This is a genomic window from Pseudarthrobacter sp. SL88 (genome assembly GCF_026672455.1).
Classification (GTDB): Bacteria; Actinomycetota; Actinomycetes; order Actinomycetales; family Micrococcaceae; genus Arthrobacter.
The window spans coordinates 2,070,191-2,092,391 of record NZ_JAPPRD010000001.1 but is presented as its reverse complement, the minus strand read 5'-3'; the positions used below and the strand labels follow the sequence as shown (position 1 = coordinate 2,092,391).

Here is a 22,201-nt window from a genome sequence, read left to right as displayed (position 1 = left end):
GTCAGTGGCCTCATTTTCAGTTGGCGCTTTTGGCCCTATTTTCGGTTGGCGTCAACAGCCCCTGCCAGGGGCGTTCTGGATAGCTGTCAGCACCTCTTTCGGATACACGATCGCGTGGTCGCCCTTTGCCGCCGATTATTCGCGCTATCTCGATCCGCGACATGGCCCGAAGGCAGGGCTTTTCGCAGGGGCGGGCGTCTGGATGCCCAACATCGTGCTTCAATCCGCGGGAGCTGCCGCCGTCACTGCTGTGGGGCTCCAGCAGTGGGACTTCGCCAATCCGACGTCTTCCTACACCGATCTCCTACCTGGATGGCTCGGTGTTGCAACACTGCTAGCGATCTGGGTTGGAGCCCTATGCGCAAACGCCCTGAACCTGTACTCGAGTGGACTCTCTTTTGCGGCGATCGGTATCCATCCTCCGACAGCCTTCTCTCGCGCGGCGATAGTTCTGTGCGTGGGCGCCGTGGGAATCGCTCTCGGCATCCTCGCACTCGAGGACGTCTCGTCGTACGAGGGCTTCCTGCTCATCATGGGTTATTGGATCGCGCCCTGGCTGGGAGTGATTCTTGCGGATCGGTTTCTCGCTCCGCGTGTCGACTTCGCGGCGTACAGGAAGCCCGGCTTCCGCAATGTCGCGGGTCCAATTGCCATGGTCACAGCCATGGTGGCGTCCGTCCTGCTGTTCGCGAATCAGGCCCTGTACGTCGGACTTCTGCCCAGCGCACTTCCCGGGCTAGGAGACGTGACATCCCTAGCCGGCTTCCTGCTTGCCTTTGCCCTCTACATCATCATCCGCCGCGCCGTTCATCGTACGTCGCGGGCACCGCTATCCGATTCGAAGGAGTACCACGCATGACCAAGCAGATCTTCCTGGGCGCGTTCGAGGAGTTCACGCCCAATTTCATTAGCAACGCCTGGAGTCATCCAAGGAGCGACACCGAGGGTTTCGCCACGCTTCCTTACTGGCAAAACATGGCGCGAGAGCTCGAAGCCGGCGGCTTCGACTTCCTGTTCCTTGCCGAGGCTTTAGGCTACCCCATGCAGCCGGACGGCGCAGTGCCAGAGGTCGTCATCCGCGAGGCCGTGCAGGTTCCCGTACACGACCCGATGGCCCTCATTTCTGGTCTCGCAGCGACAGTCGACCGCCTCGGGTTCGTGGTGACCGCTTCGACGACAGCCCAGCAGCCCAACCTCAACGCCCGAACATTCGCCACCCTCGATCACCTTAGCCAGGGCCGAATCGCCTGGAATGTCGTGACCAGCGACAACCAGGTTGCGCTTTCGAAGTTGCTCGGGCAGACGAATGTGACTCCGCACGCCGAGCGGTATCGTCGGGCGACGGAGTTCCTCGAACTGTCGCTGAAGCTCTGGGAAGGTGCGTGGGAGGACGACGCGGTGGTGCATGACAAGGCAACCCGGACCTTCGCTGATCCATCGAAAGTCCACCGCATCACCCATCACGGTGACTTCTTTGACTTGGACGGATACTTCACCGCAATCCCGTCACCGCAGCGCACCCCTCTACTCCTGCAGGCCGGCACCTCCCCGGCCGGCCGCGCCTTCGCGGGAAGATTCGGCGAGTGTATCTTCATCCAAGACCGCGATCTCGACGTGGTGAAAGCTAACGTGGCTGATCTCCGCGCCCGTGCCGTGGAGAACGGCCGCGACGGAGGTGACATTAAAGTGATCGACGCCGTCGCGATTGTCGTCGGCTCCACGGAGGAGGAAGCGCGACGACTGCGCGAGGAGCTCGACCGCACGCCGTCGCGGGAATCTGCGGCTGCTCTCTTCATGGGCTGGAGCGGAGTCGACCTGATGAGCTTCCCTCTTAACGCCACGCTTGCCGACGTCTCGACTGAAGTGGGCAAGTCCACCCTCGGCACGTTCCAAATGGGCGACGAAAGTCCCACCATCGCCGAGATCCTCGACAGGATCACAAGTTCCATCGGCGGGATCCGGGTGACCGGAACGCCGGAGTCGGTTGCGGACCAGTTGCAGCACATCGTCGACTACACGGACATTGACGGTTTCCTGATCGAGTACACCTACGGTGGAATGGCGACCTACCGCGACTTCATTGATCATGTGGTCCCTCTCCTCCGGGATCGCTGGATGCTGCCCGACGAGCCCCGCACGGGTTCGATGAGGCGGCGCATCCTTGGTCATGACAGTGATCGGCTGCCGGACAACCACCCCGGTGCCGTATACCGAACCACCCACGGAGCCGACCCGGTCGCGCCGCCCACCGAAAAGGCAGTCCTCTCGTGACACTCCGGCCAGAGCACTTCGCAGACTGGAATCTCGTCTACGGGAACCCTGATACCGACAGTGTGCGAGCAACCTTTAAAGGCATCCCGTCGGGAGTCGTCGCTGTGGCCGCGGATGTGGAACGTATACCGACGGTGATGGTCGCCACCTCCTTTGCACCCGGTGTAAGTTTCAACCCGCCGATGGCTTCCTTTGCCGTGCAGCAGCAGTCGTCCACCTGGCCACGGCTACGCGGAGCTCCCCGTTTGGGAGTCAGCATCCTCGGAACCGCTCACCGCGGATCGGTCAACCGGCTGGCGTCGAGGAACGCCGCAGCACGCTTCGACGGTCTTGAGTACACACGGCTGCCCTCGGGAGCCGTCACCCTCTACGATTCGCCCGTGTGGCTCGAGTGTGAAGTCGCAGCGGAGCATCCCGCAGGCGACCACCTCCTCGTTGTGCTCGCGATCACCGGATCGAGTATCGCCCCCGAATACGCACCGCTCATCCACCACAACGCCTCGTTCGGCACCTTTCAGGCCGGGAAGCTTACGGACGGCCGCTCATAGCACCCCTGTAGAGCTGCGGGGGGTCCGTCTCGCCACGAAAGTGCCGCCACTTGCCATCAAGGGGCGGCACTTTCACGGAGCAGCGTGGACAACCGTTCGCCAGCGACAACCGTGGACGGCGCTTGAACCCCTTTTCCAGAGGAGAAGAGTCCGCCAACGCAGAGCCTCGTGCCGAAGCACGACGGTGGCCTTGGGGGAGTCTTCGTCGTTTTTCAGTACGGCTGGCCGGGTGTTTCATGATCAGATCCAGCGCTGCCCCGTGGCGGTGTTCGTCATAGCCGCGGTTAGGCTTCGGGTATTTCTAGCTTCCACGTCGAGGGGTCGACTGCGTCGGGATCGGGTCCGCCGCGTACCCCGCGGTCGAGGGCGTTGATCACGTTGAGGTCGTCGTCGACAAGGGCGAAGTCGAACACGTCGATGTTCTGCGCGATTCGCTGGGCGTTTGTGGACTTGGGTATCACCGAACGACCCTGCTGGAGGTGCCACCGCAGCATGACTTGTGCAGGGGTTTTACCGTGCTCTGCAGCGATACGACCGATGGTTTCGTCTTCCAGGACACTCTTTCGGTTCTCGCCCCATCCGGGGTAGAAGGTGATCCCACCTATGGGTGACCATGCCTGTGTCAGGATGCCATGCTCGGCGTTGGCGCGTTGGACCGCCGACTGTGTGAAATAGGGGTGCAGTTCCACCTGGTTGACGGCCGGGATGATCTCCGTCTGTGCCCGCAGCGCCGCCAAGTGGTGGGGCATGAAGTTGCTGACGCCGATGGATCGCACCTTCCCGTCTGCGAGGAGTTGCTCGAGCGCGCGGTACGCGTTGAGGGTGCGTTCGAAGTGTTGAGGCATGGGCTGGTGCAGGATCAGCAAGTCGATCTGCGAGACGCCGAGTTTGGCAGCGCTCTTTTCAAACGCGTGGAGCGTCTCGTCGTAGCCGTAATCGCTGACCCAGACCTTAGTCTCGATGAAAACATCGTCCCGGTCGATGCCGGACCGGCGGATCCCCTCACCGACCTCGCGTTCGTTTCCGTAGCCTGCGGATGTGTCGATGTGCCGGTAGCCGGCCTTGAGGGCGGTCTCGACGGCAACGGCGGTTTCTTCCGGCGCGCTCTGGAACACGCCGTAGCCGACCGTGGGCATGCTCACCCCGTTGTTCAGGGTAATTGGATAGTTCATCGTTCCTCCTGTGGGAAAAGTGATCGGGACGAAGCCCCTGTGGGGGCGCGTCTCGCGGGGCTGGTTTTACCGTTGGCGGGCGTTGTGGCCCAAGAGGCCAGGAGTCCCACCCGTTCGGCCGTAGGAGAGTTTGGTTCGAAGGTGTAGACGAGCATGGTCAGGCCGGGATCGGTAGTGAGGTCGAAGGACTCATAGCCGAACTCGAGGTCGCCCACGTTCGGGTGCCGATACCTTTTCGTGCCGCGCTGGTAGCGGATGACGTCATGGGACGCCCACATCGCCCGGAACTCCGCGCTCTGGGTGGAAAGCTGGCCAACGAGCCGGATGAGTTCCTCATCAAACGGGTCACGCCCGGCGGCCTGGTGCAGCAACGCGACCGCATTCCTCTTTGCCCGGTCGAAGTCGATGAAGAAGTCCACCGCGCGGGGGTCAAGGAATTGGTACCTGGCCGCGTTGAATTTCTCCCCGCCCTGGACCGGACCCGGCAAGCCATACAGTGCCGCGCCCAGTCTGTTGGTCGCGACAAAGTCCAACCGGGAGTTTTGCACAAGGGCGGGAACGGTGATCGCATCCAGCACCGCCTGGGTTCCGGGGGCAACCACCGTCCGGCTCTTGGGCCGGGGGTTTCGGCGGCGCGGAGATGACGCTATGCCCACAATGTTCATCAGATGCTCCCGCTCGGTGTCATCCAGCTGCAGGGCGCGGGCGATTGCATCGAGCACCTCGAAAGACGCGCCGCGGGTATTGCCCCGTTCCAGCTTCGAGTAGTAGTCAGTGCTGACACCCGCCAGATGCGCGACTTCCTCCCTCCTCAGGCCAGGGACACGTCGGTGGCCGGGGAAGACCGGCACGCCCGCCTGTTCCGGGCTGATCCGGGCACGCCGCGAGGTCAGAAAACTGCTGATCTCCTCGGGAACGGACACCTCAGGCCTCGTCGATGGTGAGGTCAATGACCTCGGGGGTCGCGTCGTCGGGATCGATCGCACCTCGCCGGCCGCTGTCGAGCTTGGCGATGGCCGCCATGTCTTCGGCGGTCAGTTCGAAGTCGAACACGTCGAAGTTCTCCGCAATCCGTTGCGGATTCACGGACTTGGGGATGGCGCTGCGCCTTTCCTGAAGATGCCAGCGCAGGATCACCTGAGCGGGCGTCTTGCCGCGTGCCTCGGCGATGGCTTGAATTAACTCGTTCTGCAGTGGGGGGACAGAACCGTTTTCGCCGGCCCAACTGTATACACCGCCGATCGGCGACCAAGCCTGTGTCGTGATCCCCAGCTCCTTGTGGAGGGCGACCTGGACGGGCTGTTGGAAGTTCGGGTGTACCTCGACCTGGTTTACCGCGGGAACTACATCAGTCTCCCTCACGAGGGCACGCAAGTGATCTGGTTTGAAGTTCGCCACTCCGATCGCACGCACCCGTCCCTCTTCCAGCAGCCGTTCTGCCGCCTTGTAGGCCGCGATCGTCTGGCTCCAGTTCGCAGGCCAGGGCCAGTGCAGGAGGTAGAGATCGAGGTAGTCGACCTCGAGCCTAGAGGTACTGATCTCGAACGCGCGCAGTGCGTTATCGAAGCCGTAATCTGTCATCCATAGCTTCGTCGTGAGGAACACGTCCGCTCGGTCGACTCCCGACTCACGAATGCCCTGACCAACTTCGCGCTCGTTGAAGTACGCCGCTGCCGTGTCGATCAATCTGTACCCGGTCTGCAGCGCTGTCGACACAGCCGATGTCGCTGCGCTGCCCTCGCTCTGCAAGACTCCGAGTCCCAAGGCCGGGATCTCCAGTCCGTTGTTCAGGGCGATCGTTGTTTCTAACATGTCAATCCTCTCGTCTCAACACCAGTCAACCGGCTGCCAAGTCTTCCTGGAAGGGCGAGATGAACAGTGGTCGGCCAGACCACCCATCACGGCCACAAAACCGACAGTGCCCGAAAACTGCCAAGCGGTCAGCCTGGCCGCGGCGGTCCAAGAGGAGCGAGCGGGGGCCGCCATGGTCCCAGGCGGCGATATTTTGGCAAATCCGGCGGTAGAAGGTCAGCGGGTAGGTTGCATGATCACGAACGGAGCATCGGCTTTGATGCTTTGTCGTCGATTGGCGCAGGCCATCCAAGAAGGGTCGCTGGGTTTGTGGACATCATGTTCCGCAGGAGATCGTCCCCCGCCAGGGCTTGGGCCCAGGTCAATACTTCCGTAAAGGTATGGTCTTCATGCCTGGTGAACGGCCAATCGCTGCCGAAGACCATCCTCGCACCGCAGCCCCGCTCCACGAGTTCGGTGAACACCACCGCGGCTTGTTGGCGGGAGGATCTGTAAGGGCCGGAAACTTTGACCCAGACATGTTCGAAAAGGGCGAGCTCAAGCACGGCCTGAAGGGCCTCGGGACAATCAGATTGCGGAAGGCCCAAGTGGTCTATGACCAGTTTCCCTGGCCACGCTCTAACAGCCGCTGCGAGATGAAGCCATTGCCGCCCGGAGGCTTGGATTTCCAGGTGCCATCCATGCTTTGCCATCGTGACCGCTGCGGATTGCCAGCTCGGAGAGAAAAGATCCGGAAGTGGCTGGCCGATGAGATTCAGCCGGACACCTCGGACGCCTGCCCCGTGCAGGTCTTCCACTCTCCCTGCGGAGAGTTCGGAGCAAAGTTTTTCGGGTGACACCACGATAACTCCGCGAAGCCGGTCCGGTACGGCTGCGAGGGCAGAGAGAAGGTAGCTGTTGTCCGATCCCAGAAAGCTCGGCTGCACCAGAACGCCCCGATCCACTCCGTGGGCGGTCAGCACGTCAAGATACTGGTCCAGCGTGGCGGCGTAATCCGGCACGTATCTGGCATCGGCCACAGACGTCAGGGTCGGCTCAAAGATATGGGCGTGGGTATCAGTCGCGGCGTTGGGCAATCCAATCATGCAATCACTGTAAACGAAACAACTAATCATTTATAGGACTAGACCTATATAGGAATATCATCTAGGCTGTGAGGCATGACACAAGCTTCCAGTTCCGCGGCTTTGGCTCAGACGGATCAGCGACTGCCGCTTCACGCCCGGGTCAAAGACGACCTGATCCGGCGCGTCCGGGCAAACGAATGGGCCAGCACCACACCGTTGCCGCCCGAGTCTGCGTTGGCTGAGGAGTACGGCATCTCAGTGGGAACGCTGCGGCGTGTGCTTGCAGAAATGGCGGCGGACGGGATTTTGGAACGCCACCAGGGCCGCGGCACGTATGTTCGTCGGGCTACATTTCAGCACTCCCTGTTCCGCTTCTTCCGTATGCAGGGTGGAGCCGGACAGACGCCCGGCAGCCGCATCCTCGAACGGACCACGGAGGACGCACCCGCCCACGTGGCCGCCGCCCTGAAGGTCCCTGAACATTCCTCCGTCTTGCACCTTCACCGACTTCGCCTGTGGCAGGACACCCCTTTTCTGGTCGAAGACATTTGGCTGCCCCTGCCGCAGTTTCAGGCCATCACTGATATTGAGCTCAATGAGCTCGGCAATCTGCTGTATCCGGAATACGAAAACCGGATCGGCGTCATCATCGGCTCGGCAACCGAGGAACTTTCCGTCACCCAGACAACAGACGCCCAAGCAGAACTTCTGAGCTGCAACGCCGGGGAACCCCTGGTCAAAATCAACCGCACCGCACGAACCCACACCGGCGACGTCGCCGAGTACCGCGAGTCCTACGGGCTGGCATCATCATTCCGATACCAAGTGGAGATCAACTAAAGCCATGCAAGAACTCGTGGCCGTTTCCGGCCTTATTCTCATTTTCGGCCTGTCAATGTGGCGGAACATCAACATGGGCGCCGTCGCCCTGGTTGTTGCCTTTCTTCTCGGCGTAATCTATTTCGGTCAGACAGCCGCCGACATCGCCTCCGGCTTCCCTGGCAGCCTTCTGATCACCCTGCTGGGCGTCACTTACCTTTTCGGCATGGCACGGGCCAACGGAACGATCGACCAAATCGTCGGAGGCGCCGTCGGTGCTGTGCGGGGCCGGGTTGCCCTTGTCCCATGGGTCTTCTTTATCCTGGCCGCCATCATCACCGGATCCGGGGCGCTGTCTGCAGCTACCAACGCTATTCTTATCCCGGTGGGCCTCGCCTTCGCGCAGCGCTACAGGATTAACCCGCTACTGGTCGGGCTGTGCATCATCAACGGCACCAACGCCGGCGGTTTCTCGCCCATCGCCGTTTACTACAACATCGTCAACGGAGTCTTGGCGAAAGTCGGAGTCTCCGTCGACGCCGGCCAGCTCTTCCTCTGGACCTTCATCGCCAATGTTGTCATTAACGTGGTCGCGTTCATTCTGCTCGGGGGACTGGAACTGATGCGCCGCGGCCGTGAGGAAGACACTGCGGACTCCACCACCTCCTACCTCGGCGGCGGCACCGCCACGATCACCAAAACCGCTACCTGGACGGGCGAGAAAATCGTCACCGTGGTGCTCATGGTCAGCATTCTCGTCGGCGCCCTGGGCTTTAAGCTCGACGTCGGGTTCCTTGCCCTCGCCGCAGCCGTCGTTCTCTCCGCTCTGTACCCGAAACACTCCAAGGAAGCCCTCGGCCATATCGGCTGGAACGTCATTTTGCTGATCGGCGGAATCGTGACCTACATCAGCGTTCTCGAAACCGCCGGTGTCATCAAAGAACTCGCCAACTCCGTCGCCGGCATCGGCACACCTCTCCTCGCCGCACTCATGATGCTCGTTGTGGCCGGCGTCGTATCTGCCTTCGCCTCCACCAACGCCATGTTCGTTGTGCTCGTTCCACTGGCGGCACCCCTGCTCACTACCGGCTCCATCGGGGTCCTGGGCTTCGTGATCGCCCTCTGCATTGCCGCCTCGGCCGTTGATTCCAGCCCCTTCTCCACCGGCGGCGCACTGGTCATCGCCAACACCGAGGAAGACAAACGCGACAAGACCTTCCGCGGCATGATGATCTGGGGCATGTCCATGATCGCGGCAGCACCCCTACTGGCCTGGCTCCTCTTCGTCGTGATCTAAACCCAAAACACCAAGAGAAGGCGGGCTGATTTATCAGCCCGCCTTCTCTTGCTTGCCTCTGTACGCCTGCCCGGTGCCGAATGCTGTTTGTGCTTTTTCCGCGATTACACAGCCGCTCTGACGCCCGGGGAAGTCGGGCAGAATGACATTGCCTTGCGGCGGCATGCAGAATCTGGGCCCTCGGCAATGGTGCGACCCCTCAGATCGGGGCCGTCTCGCCCAAGAGTCGATGGATGTCTTGCCTCTACCGCAGAAACGATGGACGGCCAGGAGCCTTTGGAGATATGCGAAGGTGCCGCCGCTAGAACGGGCGAGAAGCCTCCGTCCGGCACGCGCGGCATATGCCGGAGCCAATATGGCTGATGGGGGACGCCACGTCCCAGTCCAGGTAACGTGCCGCGTAGCGCGGCGGGCCCACGGGCGCCGCGTGCAGCGACGTCATCCCCTTAAACGACACCCGGCCTCGCTGTGTGCCCCGGTTCCGGGCACCCCAACACGGCAAAGTGTGCGAGGGTCTTAGAGCAGCTGCTGGTATGAAAACCGACGGTCCACCGTGCTCCGAGTCACGGTCGATGTAGGTACCGGCAGGGACTCCCTCGCGGGTTTCCTCCGACTTAGGGTTGAATGCATGGATAACAGGGCTGAAGTGCGTGAGTTTCTTATTTCTCGCCGCGCAAAGGTGGATCCGAAAGAAGTCGGTCTCCCCGAAGGGACGAACAGGCGGGTGGCAGGACTGCGGCGCAGCGAGGTCGCCACCCTCGCTGGAGTGAGCGTTGAGTACTACACCAAGCTGGAGCGTGGTGCAATCAGCGGTGCGTCTCCGGAGGTGTTGCATGCCGTAGCGAAGGCGCTGCGGCTGAACGAGGCGGAGCGGGCGCATCTTTTCGACCTCGCCCAGGCGGCCAGCCCGGTCGCGCGGCCGCCGCGTAGGCGGAACCCGAAATCCTGGATACCGCACCAGAGCCTGCAGTGGACACTGGACGCTATCACCGTCGGGCCAGCGTTCGTGCGGAATGGTCGGATGGACCTGCTCGCGGCCAACGCTTTGGGCCGTGCTTTTTACCAGGACGCTTACGACATGCCGGGGCAACTACCCAACATCGCCCGGTTCACCTTCCTGGACGCGCGTGCACACAACTTCTACCCCGACTGGGATTCCTTCGCAGAGATCACGGTTTCGATCCTGCGAACCGAAGCCGGGCGCGATCGGCATAACAAGGAGCTGCATGACCTGATTGGTGAACTCTCAACGCGGAACGAAGAGTTCCGCCGGTTGTGGGGGGCACACGACGTCCGTCACCACGGCACCGGATTTAAAACCTTTCACCACTCGGTAGTCGGCGAGATGACGCTGGCCTACGAAGGCATGGAGATGGAGTCGGAACCGGGCTTGACCCTGACCATCTATGCCGCGGAGCCAGGCACGCCATCGGCCGAGCGGATGCAGCTGTTGGCCTCGTGGGCGGCAAGCGCAGATCCAGGGGCGCCGGACACGTACAGAGTGCCGAAGGCGGCCCAGGACGGTAAGCCGTCCAAACCTCGCGGCTGACCCGGGATTCCTGGTCCGACAAAGAGCTGGCACTGACGATAATAGGTCCGGGCTCTTGCGAATCGGCCGCTTCGACCTGCCGCCAGACCGGCTTGGCGCGCTACCCGACACAACGCGGATCGCTATCGCGGCCATGGAGCGGTAGCGCAGCGGCCGCCTCGTGCTTCGTGGAGGCAGAAGTCGGGCGATTTGGCCCCCGATGGACTACACACGCGATTCGCCGGGTCGGACACAGCCATCTGCTTGATCGGGAACGCGGTGATCAGTGCGAGGACCGCCAATGTCAGGAACGGGGTTGTGCCAGGCAACGCGGGGACACCGACGATGCTGGCGGGCAAGCCGCCGTCGAGGATGATGGCAGTGCGCGTGTGTGGAGCTTTGGGCCGACGGCCCTCGCGGTGACGACGACGTTGCGGATAGCGAACACGACCTGAGCCACGGAGGGCGCGAGCCGGCCCAGACGTCGACGGCGCTCTCGGAAATGAGACCGGCGACAATGAACTGGGAGATGGGGCTTCCCAGGCCAGGGAACTCCTATGTCTCTCAAAACCCTAGGGCTTTGAGAGACAAGGGTGTGAAGAAAGGGGGGCGTAGTTCAATCGGCCGGTTATGGTCCTTTTATGTACGTTTGAGGCTACTTGGCAGTGGCAACCCGGTTGCGTGGACGGGTCTGGGCGGGAATCCGGGTCACGGCCTCGCGCCGGGCACCCACCGTGTTTTCGATGGTGCCGATGCCTTCAACGGTCATCCGGACCACGTCGCCGGTGGTGAGCGGTGGGGGAGTCTGGGCGCCGTTGCGGCCCCAGAGTTCGGCCAGGCAGCCGCTGCCGCAGGTGCCGGAGCCGAGCACGTCGCCGGGCTTCACCACGGAGTCCTGGGAGGCGTACGCCACGAGCTCCGCGAACGGCCAGCCCATGTTGGAGAGCAGGTCTTGGCCGATCTGCTCACCGTTCACTTCGACCGCCATCGATATCGGCAGGAAGCCTTCGGCGTCTTGCCGATCCTCGAACTCATCCGCAGTGACGATCCAGGGCCCCAGGGTATTGGCGAAGTCCTTGCCCTTGCAGGGGCCGAGGCTGACCTTCATCTCGCGGCGCTGCAGGTCCCTGGCGGACCAGTCATTGAGGATGGTGTAGCCGAAGATGTGCCGGTGCGCCTCCTCGGCGGTCAGGTTGCGCCCGTCGCTGCCGGGGACGTGTCCGACGACGGCTGCCACCTCGGTCTCGAAGTCCAGGTCCGTGCAGCCTGCCGGTATGCCGATCACTTCGCCGGTGCCGGTAACGGTGTGCGGGTTGGTGAAGTAGAACGTGGGGGCCTCGTACCATTCCGCGACCACGCCGGCGGCACCGTCGATGCTTTTCCGGACCCCCTCCACGTGCTCTTCGAAGGCAACGAAGTCCCTGATCGTGGCGGGAACCAGCGGTACCAGGAGTGTCACCCTGGTCAGCGGCACCGGCGGCGCAGAGCCAACGGTTTCATCCGCCAGCTTCAGGGCCTCGGACAGTCCGGCCTCGACGAGCGTGTTGACCGTGTGCCCGGGCGGCAGGGCGTAGCAGTTGCCGCCCGCTACGAACCCGGCGTGCGTCCCGCCGTCGTCATTCCAGCGTGCGATCTTGACCATGCGTCGTCTTCCTTAAGCGGTCGGTCGGGCGGTAAGGGAATCGGCCGCGGTGATGCCCAGCCTGCAGGCGTTGCCGCCCAGGACCTGTGCCTCGTCGCCCGCTGGCAGTACGGCGGCGCGCACGTCGGTCACGGGACTGTCCGAGCCCATGTCGAAGGGGTAGTCGGAGCCGAGCAGCACCTGTTCCGGCCCGGCGGACGCCACCAGGGCGCGCAGTTCGGTGGGGCTGTGCACCAGCGAGTCGAAGTACAGCTTCTTCAGGTAGGACGACGGCGGTTCGGCGCACTCGCGTGCCTCCGGCCGGACCTTCCAGGCGTGGTCCGAGCGGCCCAGCGTGGTGGGCAGGTAGCCGCCGCCGTGCGCCGCGAGCACCTTCAGGCCGGGGTGCCGGTCCAGGACGCCGCTGAAGATCAGGTGGGACAGGGCCACCGCGTTTTCGGCGGGCTGGGAGACGGTGTTGGCCAGGTAGAAGCGGTCCAGCCGTTCATCCAGCGAGCAGCCGAAGGGGTGCAGGAACACCAGCGCGCCCAGCTCTTCGGCCCGGGCCCAGAACGGTTCGAGCCGCGGGTCCGAGAGCTCAACGGTAGTCCGGTCACCCTCCGGGGTGGCCGCGTACGAACCGATCTCCACGCCCAGCAGCCCGCACTCCAGCACCGCATGCTCCAGCGCCTCGACCATCAAGGCAGGGTGCTGGAGCGGCACCAGGCCCAGGCCGTTCAGCCGCTCCGGAGCCCGCTCCACAAACTCCCGGACTGCCCGGTTAGCGCGGCGTGCCAGCTCCAGGGAAAGTTCCCCGCCGGCGAAGTAGTAGAAGTGCGACGGCGACGGCGAGACCAGCTGCACGTCCACCCCTTGGGCGTCCATGTCCTGCAGCCGGCGGTCCAGGTCCGTCAGCTGCGGCCAGCGTTCCTTGATCATCTTCCCGGACGCGGCCATCGACTCGGGGCCGTTGCGCCGCACCTCCAGCTCCTGGTGCGTGGCGAACCCGGCCGGGTCCTGCTCGGCGACCAGCTGCTGCAGGGCCGGGAGCAGGACGTGCGCGTGGACGTCGACAGTGGGTGAATTGCTGCTCATGTGAATTCCTTTTACAGATGATGGATTGACTGGCGGCATCAATGCCGAAATGCCTACCGGACCGCGATGGGGTTTACGGGGGAGCCCACGGCGCCGGTGATGGGCAGCGGGGCTGCGGTGAGCAGGAAGTCGTACCTGCCGTCCGCGGCGCAGGCTTCCGCCAGGCCGTCCGGGTCCCACATCTCGCCCAGGAAAAGCCCCAGGTTGGGAATGGCGATCTGGTGCAGGGGCTGGAAGGCGGCGTCGAACTCGTTGGGCCGGACCTCAAAACCCCAGGTGTCGGTGGCGATGCCCGCGATCTCCGAGGAGTGCAGCCACGGTGCCGTGCTGAAGGACAGCCCGGGGGCGGAACCGCCGGCGTAGTCGCCCCAGCCGTCGCGGCGCGCACGGGTGTACTGTCCGGTGCGGATCACCACGATGTCCCCGCGCCGGACCTGCGAGCTGGGCCCCTGCAGGGCGATGGTGCGCTCCAGGTGCTCCACGGTGATGGCGAAGCCGTCCGGAAGTTCGTCGTCGGTCCGGCCGAGGTCCGGGCCCAGGGCGCGTCCGACGTCCAGCAGGACGCCACGGGTGACGATCTTGGCCGCGGCGGTTTCGATACCGGTGACCAGGTCGCCTTCGGAGGTGACCACGTCGCCTGCGGTGCGGCCGTTCCAGGCCTTGCCGCGGTCGAAGATGTGGCCCAGCCCGTCCCACTGCGTGGAGCACTGCAACGGCATCGCGATCACGTCGTCCGCGCCGCCGAACCCGTGCGGGAAGCCTTGGTTGCCGCGCTCGGCGTCCACGCCCGTGTCCGTCATGGTGTGCACGGGGTTGGTCCTGCGCCGCCAGCCCTTCTGCGGGCCGTTGGTGTCAAACGGCTGCGACAGCGAGTATGCCCCGCCTGTTGTCACGAGCGAGGCTGCCTCGATGCGTTTGCCGGTGTCGATGAAGTTCAGCGTGCCCAGCACGTCGTCCTCGCCCCAGCGGCCCCAGTTGTTGTACTTGTCGGCGGCAGCGGTGATGCTGGCCAGTGCGTCTTCACGCCGGATCACCGGGGAATCGTTGGATTCCCCGGTGCCGGTGTTTACAGCTGTTTCCTGATTGGTCACGGCTTACTGCTTTCCGTCGGTTGGACTCTGGTGCTGGGTGAGTAGGGCGCCCAAGGCGAGTGACGATGCCGTCTGGTACGTCGTCATGAAGTAGCTGCAGGATTGGAGAGGGCTGGTTGACTCGATCATGTTTGGATCCGGTCTTCGCCGTGGGATCGGACCGCTATCCCGGCCAGAGGGGTCATCTGGTACGCCGGCTCAGGATTTTGGGCATCATCTGTTTGCATGAAAACCCGAAGGAAGTGAGGGAGACTGCCCTCCCGGCATCAGCTAAGAGGCAGGTAGCGTCGGGACGAGCATCAGTCGACGCGGTACTCGTCCGCGATCTCTCGGACCCGTCCCAGGAGGTGAATGAAGTGGTCAACTTCTTCAGCTGTCATTCGCGAGCAGAGATGATCAATCCAGCCCGAGACACTGTTGTCGAGGTCCTTGAGTGTCTCTGTGGCGCGGGCAGTGGTGCGGAAGATGGGGGATGTCCGGTGGCCTGGATTGGGTGCTCGTTCGACCAGGCCGGCCTGTTCGAGAGCGTCTGTGAGGCGTTGGGTAGCTTGCCGCGATTGTCGCAGTTCCCGTGCAGCAGCGGGGACTGTGGTGCCGGGTCCCGACATCAGGTCCAGCAGCTGCCATCTAGTGAGCCCATGTCCTGTTGCCGCGACTGCCGCCTTTTCCCCGTTGGCATGGGTTGAGGCGGCAGTCCATGTGAGGAGGCGCAGCATGTGCCGCACGGCGTCGGGGTTAGTCACTGAGAAAGAATAGCGGTCAGCATGTTGCCTGGCCGCATTCTCGAATCCCAACATTTTCTACCCTCCTCGAAGCATTGTTTTAAGCAATGTCGTTAGGTTGCGACGGTCAGTCCGACTTTGCCCAGTGGTGCTGTTGCCTGTAATGCAAAGGCCTCGTCGATGTGCTCGAAAGAAAAAACCTTCACCAGAGGAACACGGACGTGGCCTTCAACGGCCAGGTCAGCGATTCTGCGCAAGAGTGCAGGGTCGCTGTTGGAGTGGATATTGACCATAGCGGGGCCATCGGTTGATTCGGCGGGTGCGGCGCTAAGTGTTGTGACTGCAGTGCCGTCCGGGCTGGCACTGCCTGCGATATGGAGGAAGGAATCGGTGTCGCGTGAGACGAGGTCGATGACGCCTCGTACGCCCTCTGGCCGCAATTGGCGCACCGCCGCAGCCACGTCGCTTGTTGTCCAGTCGATTGTGTCCTTCGCGCCGAGTTCCCGGACGTGCCTGTCCTCCTCGCCTGCGCGGGCGGTCGCAATGACATGCAGACCGCGTGAACGGCCGATTTGGATGGCAAATGATCCGACGCCGCCCGTTGCGCCGTTGATGAATACGGCGTCGCCTGGCTGAAGGTCGAGCGCGTCAAGGCATTGCAGGGCGGTTACCCCTGCCAGGCCCAGCGCGCCGGCGGCATCCCGATCCAGTGCCGCTGGCCGTTTGACGAGGAAGCGGTCCTGGTCCACGACGACGTACTCGGCGAAGGTGCCATCGCCGATGTAGTCGCGCTTGACCATGCCGAAAACTTCGTCGCCTGGGCGGTAGGCAGTTACCTGCGGCCCGACCGTGTCGACGATGCCGGCGAAGTCCCTGCCCTGCACCGCGGGAAATCGGTATTCGTGCATCGAGCGGAAGAAGCCGTTCGCTGTTGCGATGTCGACCGGGTTGATGGAGGAGGCCAGCACGCGGACCCTGACTTGGCCAGGCCCCGGTTCGGGGACGCTGACGTCGGCCAGGCGGGCCTTCTCGTCGAAACTATAGAGTACATAGGCGCGCATAGTTCTGCTCATATCATTGTCTCGGTTGGAGTGGGGCGGATTTCGGAGGTTGGGGCGGGAGGGTGAAAGTTCACTGGGATCTATCCGGTTCGCGTTGTCATCAGTCAGAAGGGGGCCCTGAGCGCGCCCAGTGCTCGTGCTCGGAGGGCGTTTTGCTCGGGCGCGGGTGCTCCCCGCTTGAGCATTTCGCCGAGTTCGACGCTGGTGGAGACCACCAGGTTGGTGCGTTCGAAGCGTCGGTTCATGAAGCGGTACAGGATGTCCTCCACGTTCCCCCCAGCATCAATTTCTTCACCCAGGACGACGGCGTCTTCGATAGCCATGGCACCACCGGATGAGAGATGGGCGGTCGTGGCATGGGCTGCATCGCCGACGGCCAGGACTCGGCCCTTGAACCATGGGGCGGGAAGCATCAGCCAGTGGTAGTCATTGATGACAATGTGGGAGTTGTCGTCCAGGCGCTTGAGCAGTTCCCGGGTCAGGGGAGCATCGAACTGCTCCAAGTTCTCACGAACAACGTGGCGGGCCTCTTCCTGCGTGAACCGGGGCGGCTGGTCGTAGTCGCGTCCGGTGGCGAGATAGATGCTTCCATCGCGCAGCCGGACCAGGACCACCAGGTTGGAGGCCTGGTAGAAACCTGTCGGTCCGAGGTCCGGGACGCCGGGAATTATCCACCGGAACATGGTCGTGCCCGTGTACTGCGGCTGGACCGAGTCGCCGAACACCATGGACCGTGTAGCCGATCTAACGCCGTCGCTAGCGATGACCAGGTCGTAGTCCTTGGTGGTCCCGTCGGAGAGGGTAACGGTCGCCGAGTCATCGTTTTGTACGAGTTCTTTGACCGTCGTGGCGTTGTAAATCACCGCGCCGGCCTCTTCTGCAGCGGCTCGGAGGATGCGTGCGAGTTCGACACGATGAATGGCAACAGCTGATGGCAGTCCGCTTTCAGGCTCGGGCGGCATCGGAGGCGTTGGTATGACCTCGCCCCTTGCGTCCAGGTAGCGGAAGATGTCCCTTTGCGGGTGGACTGCTCCTGCTTCGAGCAGTTGATCGAGGAGTCCAAGCTCGCTTAGCGCGTTGATGGCTCGATTCTGGATGGTGATGGCTGCGCCGGCGGGCTCATCACGGAGTTCCACAACGTCGCAGGCAACTCCGCGGCGACCCAGGGTGGTGGCGGCGGTAAGTCCTGCTATGCCCCCGCCAACGATGAGGGCTTTTCTAATGGTGGGCATGCACTGTCTCCCTTGACATGGTTTTGCAGATGGTCAGGTCACGATGTCGCGTAGCTGGTGGCCGCGCAGGCGCCCTAGGTAGCGCTGGAGGAACTCGATGCTGAAGCGTCCCTCCAGGCGCAGAGCCATCTTGTACATGAGGAAAGGATGAGCGCCCATGTCAAGAAGTGCCGCATAGTCCTGGGCGGTAATGGCGGTCGCTTCTTGCGGGGTGAGGTCAAACCGAGCGATATAGTCGTCAGGCTGCTCCCGGAGCTGCTGTCCGTTTTCAGGGGAGGTGTAGACGCCCCAAAGCGCTGAGTTGATTCCGTAGATGCTCACCGGGGTCCTCCCTGAGTGATGGTTTCCTGTTCCCATTCCAGGAATGTATTGACGAAGCTGGCTGGTGATGAGGTGAGGTCGCACCACGAGGGGACGGCGCCGCGGGCTGCTCCCCAGGCGACGAGATGCACCAGGAAGCCCGGGGTGCCGTTTCCCTGCTCGTAGAGTTTGTCCCAGGTGCACTCCGGCAGCAGGTCATCGACCCGGCCGTTGGTGAACAGTTCCCAGGTTCGCAGATCCCAGGCTGTGACGGGTTCGCGGGTGAAGCGGTCCATGGCTGGTCCGCCGACCGAATTGGTCATGTGCCCTGTGGCCAGGACGGCGACACGCAGATCACCCGGTGCGGCAGCAATTGCCTCGCGCAGCGCCACGCCCAATTCGAAGTAGCGCTGGCCTGGGGGGAGTGGGGGGACCAGGACATTTGCCCACAGCGGGACGACGGGGATGTCCTGTTCCGGACGGAGCGCCTGGAGAGGAACGGTGAAGCCGTGGTCGATGCGGTAGTCATCGGATGCCGCAAGGTCGAACTGCCGTGAGAGCAATGCTTCCAGGAGGTAACGCCCGAAGTCGTGATGACCGGGGGCCTTGTACGGCCCAAGGCCGTACACTTCTCGTTCCCACTGAAAAGGTCCTTCGCTGCGTCTGCTTTTCCCCACGGCGAAGGTCGGGATGTTGTTGTAGAACCACTGGTTGAAGTGGTCACCGGAAACCATCACGAGGAGGTCCGGCTGCGCCTTGGCCAATGATGTACGGACACGCTCATAGTCATCCCGGATCCGGCGAAAGACGGGGTGTCCGGCGTCTGCATTGGCGACCTGGTGGGGGAGAGTTGGGTCGTGCGGGGCGATCCCGATGTACACGAGTTCGGCCATTGTGACTTCCTTGTCTTGAGAACGGGCAGAGTCCAGCTGCTGCTAATCGGACGGGTAAGAGGGATACACCGGGGTGCGCCCGTTGGTGTCTTCTGCCACGCAAAGGTTGCGTTGGCGGCCCAGACCGGTAAGGCTGGCGTCAATAATGTCCCCGGGTCGCAGGAAACGGTTATGGTGAGCGCCGTTGCCCGGAGCCGAACCCAGGAAAATATGGTCACCAGGCATCAGGTTCACTCGCTCGGATGCGTAGGTCACGAACTGCTGGGGGCTGAAGATCATGTCGCCGGCCGGCCAGTCCTGCATCCGCGTCCCGTTCAGATCAAGCTGGATCTGTACCTTGGCCGGATCCACGAATTCCTTTGGCACAACGAAGGGTCCTGCGATCTTGAACGTGGGCTGGTGCTTGCCGATCCAGTCGAATCCGAAATGGATATCCGTCCGGCGAAAATTGTCAGGGGTACCAATATCGTTCATGATCATGTACCCGGCGATCGCTGAATCGGCCTCTTCGGGGCATACAAACCGCCGGGTCTCGCCTACAACGACACACAGCTCCAGTTCCCAGTCGGGCTGCTCCCCGATGAGCGGCAGTACAAGGTCGTCGCCGGCCCCGGCCAGGGAAGAGTGAAGACCGGTCCAGAAGAAGGGCACGCCGGTGCGCGATCGCTCCTCCATCAGCTCCAGATTCCGGGCGTAGAAGACTTCGTCGGTCTCTCCCGGCAGCCTCTTATGCTGGTTGAACTTGTTCTTGGTCAGCATCTGCGCGGTGTGCGTTTTAAAGTTTTGCCCTGCCCCCATGAGGTTCGGGTGTGCCAGCGGCGGAAGAGCGCGGTAGCTCGCGTACTCACCGGTCACTGCAGGTGACCCGGCTAGGTCAAATAGCCGGGCAAATGCCTGGTTCCAGTCGGCAAACACAGCATGCGTATCAATATATTGCGTGGACAGGTCAAGCACGGTGCCATCCGGGCGAACGATCGCCGGGAATTCACCCTCGCTGTTTCGCAGACGGGCGACACCGAAGCTTCCTTCGGCGAGGCCAACAGGGCTATCGCTCATACCCACTCCTTTGTGTCCTGGGGCACATCCATACCCTCATGACAACATCTTGCTAGATTAGCAACATGTTGTCAATCGATTTCCTTCGTGGCTCCAGACGGCAGGCCGGCTACCCGGGCCTAGCCGTCCGTTGATGGTCCGCAATCGCGGCCGAGGGTGATGATGTGACGCAATACATGCCTCTTTTGCCACCTGAGAACACGCGTTGCAGTGTCGCGGATGAGCCCGGCTTTGTAGCCACAGGGGCGCCAGCGCGCTCCGAGTCGGCACCCCGCCAGCGTGAGGCGGGATCCGTCAATGCGCACCACGCGGGCGGCTGTCCTGCCGTACATCGCGCTAGTCCCGTATCGAATGCATGGCAATCTTGGCAACATGTTGACAAGTCAGTTATGCAACAGCAAAAATCAGAACCTCCAAGTGTGCCGTACGTCACCCTCTCGATGGGCAAGGACGCAAATCCCAAGCAATGGCACTGCACGGTGGGCACGAAGTCGACGTGCGCGCCGACCATCTTCCCAATACCCGAAGAAAGACTTGGATTTCCCTCCCAAATGCAACCTGATTCTTCGAAGGGGAAAATCAGATGAAGCCACTTTCAAGTCCTGCCACAACACCGCAAAAGGCGCTGGATCTTTCTGAGGCTACCTCCGAGGGGCGTTTGCCGGCAGTCCTCCTGCTCGCCGGCAGCTGTATGCCGGTCCTCGGCGCCGTGCTTCTCGCCCCGGTGCTTCCGTCAATGACATCAGCTTTCGCTGATATTCCCGGCGCGCAGATACTTGTGCCGGTGGTTCTCACCGTCCCCGCATTGATGATCGCGTTGCTGGCACCATTTGCAGGGGCGATAGCGGACAAAGTTGGCCGCAAAATGCTTCTGCTCGTCGCCATGTTCGTCTACTCCATCTTTGGGACAGCACCCCTGTGGCTCGACTCCCTGCCAGCAATCCTCGCGTCACGTGTCGGCGTTGGCATCGCCGAAGCGGCGATCATGACGGTCTGCACGACGCTTATCGCCGACTACTACTCCGGCAAACAGCGCGACAAATACCTCGGCATGCAGGTTCTCGTCGCTACTCTCGCGGCGACTGCCTTCTACGCTCTTGGCGGTGCACTGGGCAGCCAAGGCTGGCGGATGCCTTTCTGGCTATACCTGGCCGCAGCAATCATCGCTGTTCCTATGGCACTCGTCCTGCGCGAACCCATCCACCGCAGCGAAGATCACGCCAAGTCTGCGGTGCCGTGGCGGCAGGTAGCCGTTCCCTCGGCGGTAACCCTCTTCGGCGGCATTGTCTTTTACGCCCTCGTCGTCCAACTGCCCTACGTCCTCTCAAACCTGGGTGTGACCGAAGTTGGAGTGATCGGAGCCGGCACCGCACTGGCTTCACTAGCCACCGCAGCGGGAGCCTTTGCCTTTCGCTATATTTCCAGCGCCGGCACCGGCCGCCTCCTCCCAGTGGCATTCGGACTGGCTGCCGCCGGCCTTACCATCGTCGCAATCGCCGGTTCCGTGCCTGTCGCGCTGGCCGGGGCCGTCGTGACCAGCGCCGGCACCGGGCTTCTGCTGCCCTCCCTGCTGACATGGGCTTTGTCCGATTTGTCGCTCGAGCAGCGGGGCCGCGGCACCGGCGTCTGGACCGGCTCCCTCTACATCGGGCAGTTTGTCTCACCCGTCGCCCTCGGAATCGCGGCGGGAGCGGTCAACGGGCTCCCGATAGCCATGGGTATCCTAGGCGCCCTCTCTGCAGTCGCGGCGGTCGCCGTCGCCATAGCCCGTCCACGGCAGCAGTCCATCACTGTCTGAGGGCAACCTGATCCTCGGCACAGACCTGCTGCAGCTCGGCATCGGAGCCGCCTGATCCTTACCTCCGTAGTCGCGCCTGGCCTTGTTCTCTGGACAGGGCCAGGCAGCCGACCCCTGACCTCATCCTCTGCGGGGGAAAGGGAGGTCAATTTCTAGGCTCGTCCTACAAGGAAGTCAAGATCCCAGTTGTCAGGTTGCGCTGTACCTCTTACTCATGGGAGCTGGGGCCTGCTTTTCCACATGCAGTCGCTCCATAAGTCACTGTGATCCCGGAGGACCCGTAATCAGCCGGAAGCAGAAGCCAATCCGTGAGACTGCGGTTGCAATTGATTTTGTCCGTGATTTCGCACGGCAGTCGCCTGCGGAGTGGGTTCGTGGTTGCCAGCAAGGCCGCTCAGTTTGGTGATTTGGTGTCCTTCCCAGCGCCAGACCTGGGACTCTGCCTTGAGATGACCGGTATATCTGTCAATCGAAGTGCAATGGGGCAGCCACTCTGTATCCCAATCCTGGTAGGTGGCCCTGTACAGCACTGCACTTTCCCCGAACCGGAGGCTGAGGTTGCTAACAGTCTGAACGGTATCGGTGGCGTGCCCGAACCATCGATGATCCTGATTGGTTCGATTCTCTACTTTACAGTTGGCCGTCCAGCCTAACTGTACGGGACCATGAGTTCGTTTAGGTCCTTGACATCACGCCTGCAGACTGCACCACTAAACGCGTTCACTAGACTCTCCAGGTGATGCCGGGCGGCCGTGAGGTTGGTGCGGTATTCCATGTCCACTCGGGCAGCCGCCAAGATGTTGTCAGCGGGGACGGGA

20 protein-coding genes are annotated in these 22,201 nt (G+C 62.6%); 7 read left to right on the top strand and 13 right to left on the bottom strand.

The features are described 5' to 3' along the window. The first annotated feature begins 4 nt into the window (after positions 1–4). Genes OVA06_RS09620 through OVA06_RS09610 form a run of 3 tightly spaced genes read left to right on the top strand, consistent with a single transcriptional unit; the run spans position 5 to position 2,819 of the window. Entirely contained in the window at positions 5–859 is an 855-nt protein-coding gene (locus tag OVA06_RS09620; RefSeq protein ID WP_268157862.1) for a cytosine permease, read from the top strand. After that, complete coding sequence (locus OVA06_RS09615; protein WP_268157860.1) at positions 856–2,271, top strand: NtaA/DmoA family FMN-dependent monooxygenase; 1,416 nt, start codon at positions 856–858, stop codon at positions 2,269–2,271. Before OVA06_RS09620 ends, OVA06_RS09615 begins: the two co-directional genes overlap by 4 nt. Continuing rightward, positions 2,268–2,819: a flavin reductase family protein gene (locus tag OVA06_RS09610; protein WP_268157858.1), complete on the top strand. Its 552-nt coding sequence runs from the start codon at positions 2,268–2,270 to the stop codon at positions 2,817–2,819. The genes OVA06_RS09615 and OVA06_RS09610 overlap by 4 nt, the downstream gene beginning before the upstream one ends. A gap of 284 nt (positions 2,820–3,103) precedes the next feature. Here the strand turns inward: OVA06_RS09610 and OVA06_RS09605 are convergent, their stop codons facing one another. From OVA06_RS09605 to OVA06_RS09590, 4 genes are all read right to left on the bottom strand, one after another. Then, positions 3,104–3,991, bottom strand: coding sequence for an aldo/keto reductase (locus OVA06_RS09605; protein ID WP_268157856.1), 888 nt, complete (start codon positions 3,989–3,991; stop codon positions 3,104–3,106). Beyond that, complete coding sequence (locus OVA06_RS09600; protein ID WP_268157854.1) at positions 3,988–4,914, bottom strand: helix-turn-helix transcriptional regulator; 927 nt, start codon at positions 4,912–4,914, stop codon at positions 3,988–3,990. Before OVA06_RS09600 ends, OVA06_RS09605 begins: the two co-directional genes overlap by 4 nt. A 1-nt stretch (position 4,915) precedes the next feature. Beyond that, the gene (locus tag OVA06_RS09595; protein ID WP_268157852.1) at positions 4,916–5,803 is read right to left on the bottom strand and encodes an aldo/keto reductase; all 888 of its coding nucleotides are present in this window, start codon (positions 5,801–5,803) and stop codon (positions 4,916–4,918) included. Positions 5,804–6,039: 236 nt separating this feature from the next. Continuing rightward, positions 6,040–6,888: an amidohydrolase family protein gene (locus OVA06_RS09590; RefSeq protein WP_268157850.1), complete on the bottom strand. Its 849-nt coding sequence runs from the start codon at positions 6,886–6,888 to the stop codon at positions 6,040–6,042. Positions 6,889–6,963: 75 nt separating this feature from the next. Between OVA06_RS09590 and OVA06_RS09585 the strand changes: the two genes are divergently transcribed. From OVA06_RS09585 to OVA06_RS09575, 3 genes are all read left to right on the top strand, one after another. Next, the gene (locus OVA06_RS09585) at positions 6,964–7,710 is read left to right on the top strand and encodes a GntR family transcriptional regulator (protein WP_268157848.1); all 747 of its coding nucleotides are present in this window, start codon (positions 6,964–6,966) and stop codon (positions 7,708–7,710) included. 4 nt (positions 7,711–7,714) lie between these two features. Next, entirely contained in the window at positions 7,715–8,986 is a 1,272-nt protein-coding gene (locus OVA06_RS09580) for an SLC13 family permease (RefSeq protein ID WP_268157846.1), read from the top strand. Between the two features lie 628 nt (positions 8,987–9,614). After that, positions 9,615–10,535 carry a helix-turn-helix transcriptional regulator gene (locus OVA06_RS09575; RefSeq protein ID WP_268157844.1) on the top strand — a complete coding sequence of 307 codons (921 nt, stop codon included), beginning with the start codon at positions 9,615–9,617 and terminating at the stop codon, positions 10,533–10,535. 634 nt (positions 10,536–11,169) lie between these two features. Here OVA06_RS09575 and OVA06_RS09570 read toward each other — a convergent pair. The 9 genes from OVA06_RS09570 to OVA06_RS09530 all read right to left on the bottom strand — a co-directional run bounded on the left by OVA06_RS09570 (position 11,170) and on the right by OVA06_RS09530 (position 19,585). Continuing rightward, entirely contained in the window at positions 11,170–12,156 is a 987-nt protein-coding gene (locus tag OVA06_RS09570) for a fumarylacetoacetate hydrolase family protein (RefSeq protein ID WP_268157842.1), read from the bottom strand. A gap of 12 nt (positions 12,157–12,168) precedes the next feature. Beyond that, positions 12,169–13,230 (bottom strand): amidohydrolase family protein, encoded by a 1,062-nt coding sequence (locus OVA06_RS09565; protein WP_268157840.1) that lies wholly within the window; start codon positions 13,228–13,230, stop codon positions 12,169–12,171. A gap of 53 nt (positions 13,231–13,283) precedes the next feature. Next, positions 13,284–14,321: a cyclase family protein gene (locus OVA06_RS09560; RefSeq protein ID WP_268157838.1), complete on the bottom strand. Its 1,038-nt coding sequence runs from the start codon at positions 14,319–14,321 to the stop codon at positions 13,284–13,286. 299 nt (positions 14,322–14,620) lie between these two features. Then, positions 14,621–15,064, bottom strand: a complete 444-nt coding sequence (locus tag OVA06_RS09555; RefSeq protein WP_268157836.1) for a MarR family winged helix-turn-helix transcriptional regulator — start codon at positions 15,062–15,064, stop codon at positions 14,621–14,623. 92 nt (positions 15,065–15,156) lie between these two features. Next, entirely contained in the window at positions 15,157–16,104 is a 948-nt protein-coding gene (locus OVA06_RS09550) for an NADP-dependent oxidoreductase (RefSeq protein WP_268157834.1), read from the bottom strand. Positions 16,105–16,208: 104 nt separating this feature from the next. Then, the gene (locus OVA06_RS09545; RefSeq protein ID WP_268157832.1) at positions 16,209–17,336 is read right to left on the bottom strand and encodes an FAD-dependent oxidoreductase; all 1,128 of its coding nucleotides are present in this window, start codon (positions 17,334–17,336) and stop codon (positions 16,209–16,211) included. Between the two features lie 33 nt (positions 17,337–17,369). Next, the gene (locus OVA06_RS09540) at positions 17,370–17,657 is read right to left on the bottom strand and encodes a hypothetical protein (protein WP_268157830.1); all 288 of its coding nucleotides are present in this window, start codon (positions 17,655–17,657) and stop codon (positions 17,370–17,372) included. After that, a complete protein-coding gene (locus OVA06_RS09535; protein WP_268157828.1) occupies positions 17,654–18,529 on the bottom strand; it encodes a hypothetical protein in 876 nt (291 codons plus the stop codon). The genes OVA06_RS09540 and OVA06_RS09535 overlap by 4 nt, the downstream gene beginning before the upstream one ends. A 42-nt stretch (positions 18,530–18,571) precedes the next feature. Next, positions 18,572–19,585, bottom strand: coding sequence for a fumarylacetoacetate hydrolase family protein (locus OVA06_RS09530; protein ID WP_268157826.1), 1,014 nt, complete (start codon positions 19,583–19,585; stop codon positions 18,572–18,574). A gap of 583 nt (positions 19,586–20,168) precedes the next feature. On the opposite strand from OVA06_RS09530, the gene OVA06_RS09525 reads away from it, so the two are divergent. Then, on the top strand, positions 20,169–21,383 hold the full coding sequence (locus tag OVA06_RS09525) for an MFS transporter (protein ID WP_268157824.1): 1,215 nt from the start codon (positions 20,169–20,171) through the stop codon (positions 21,381–21,383). Positions 21,384–22,201 lie beyond the last annotated feature (818 nt).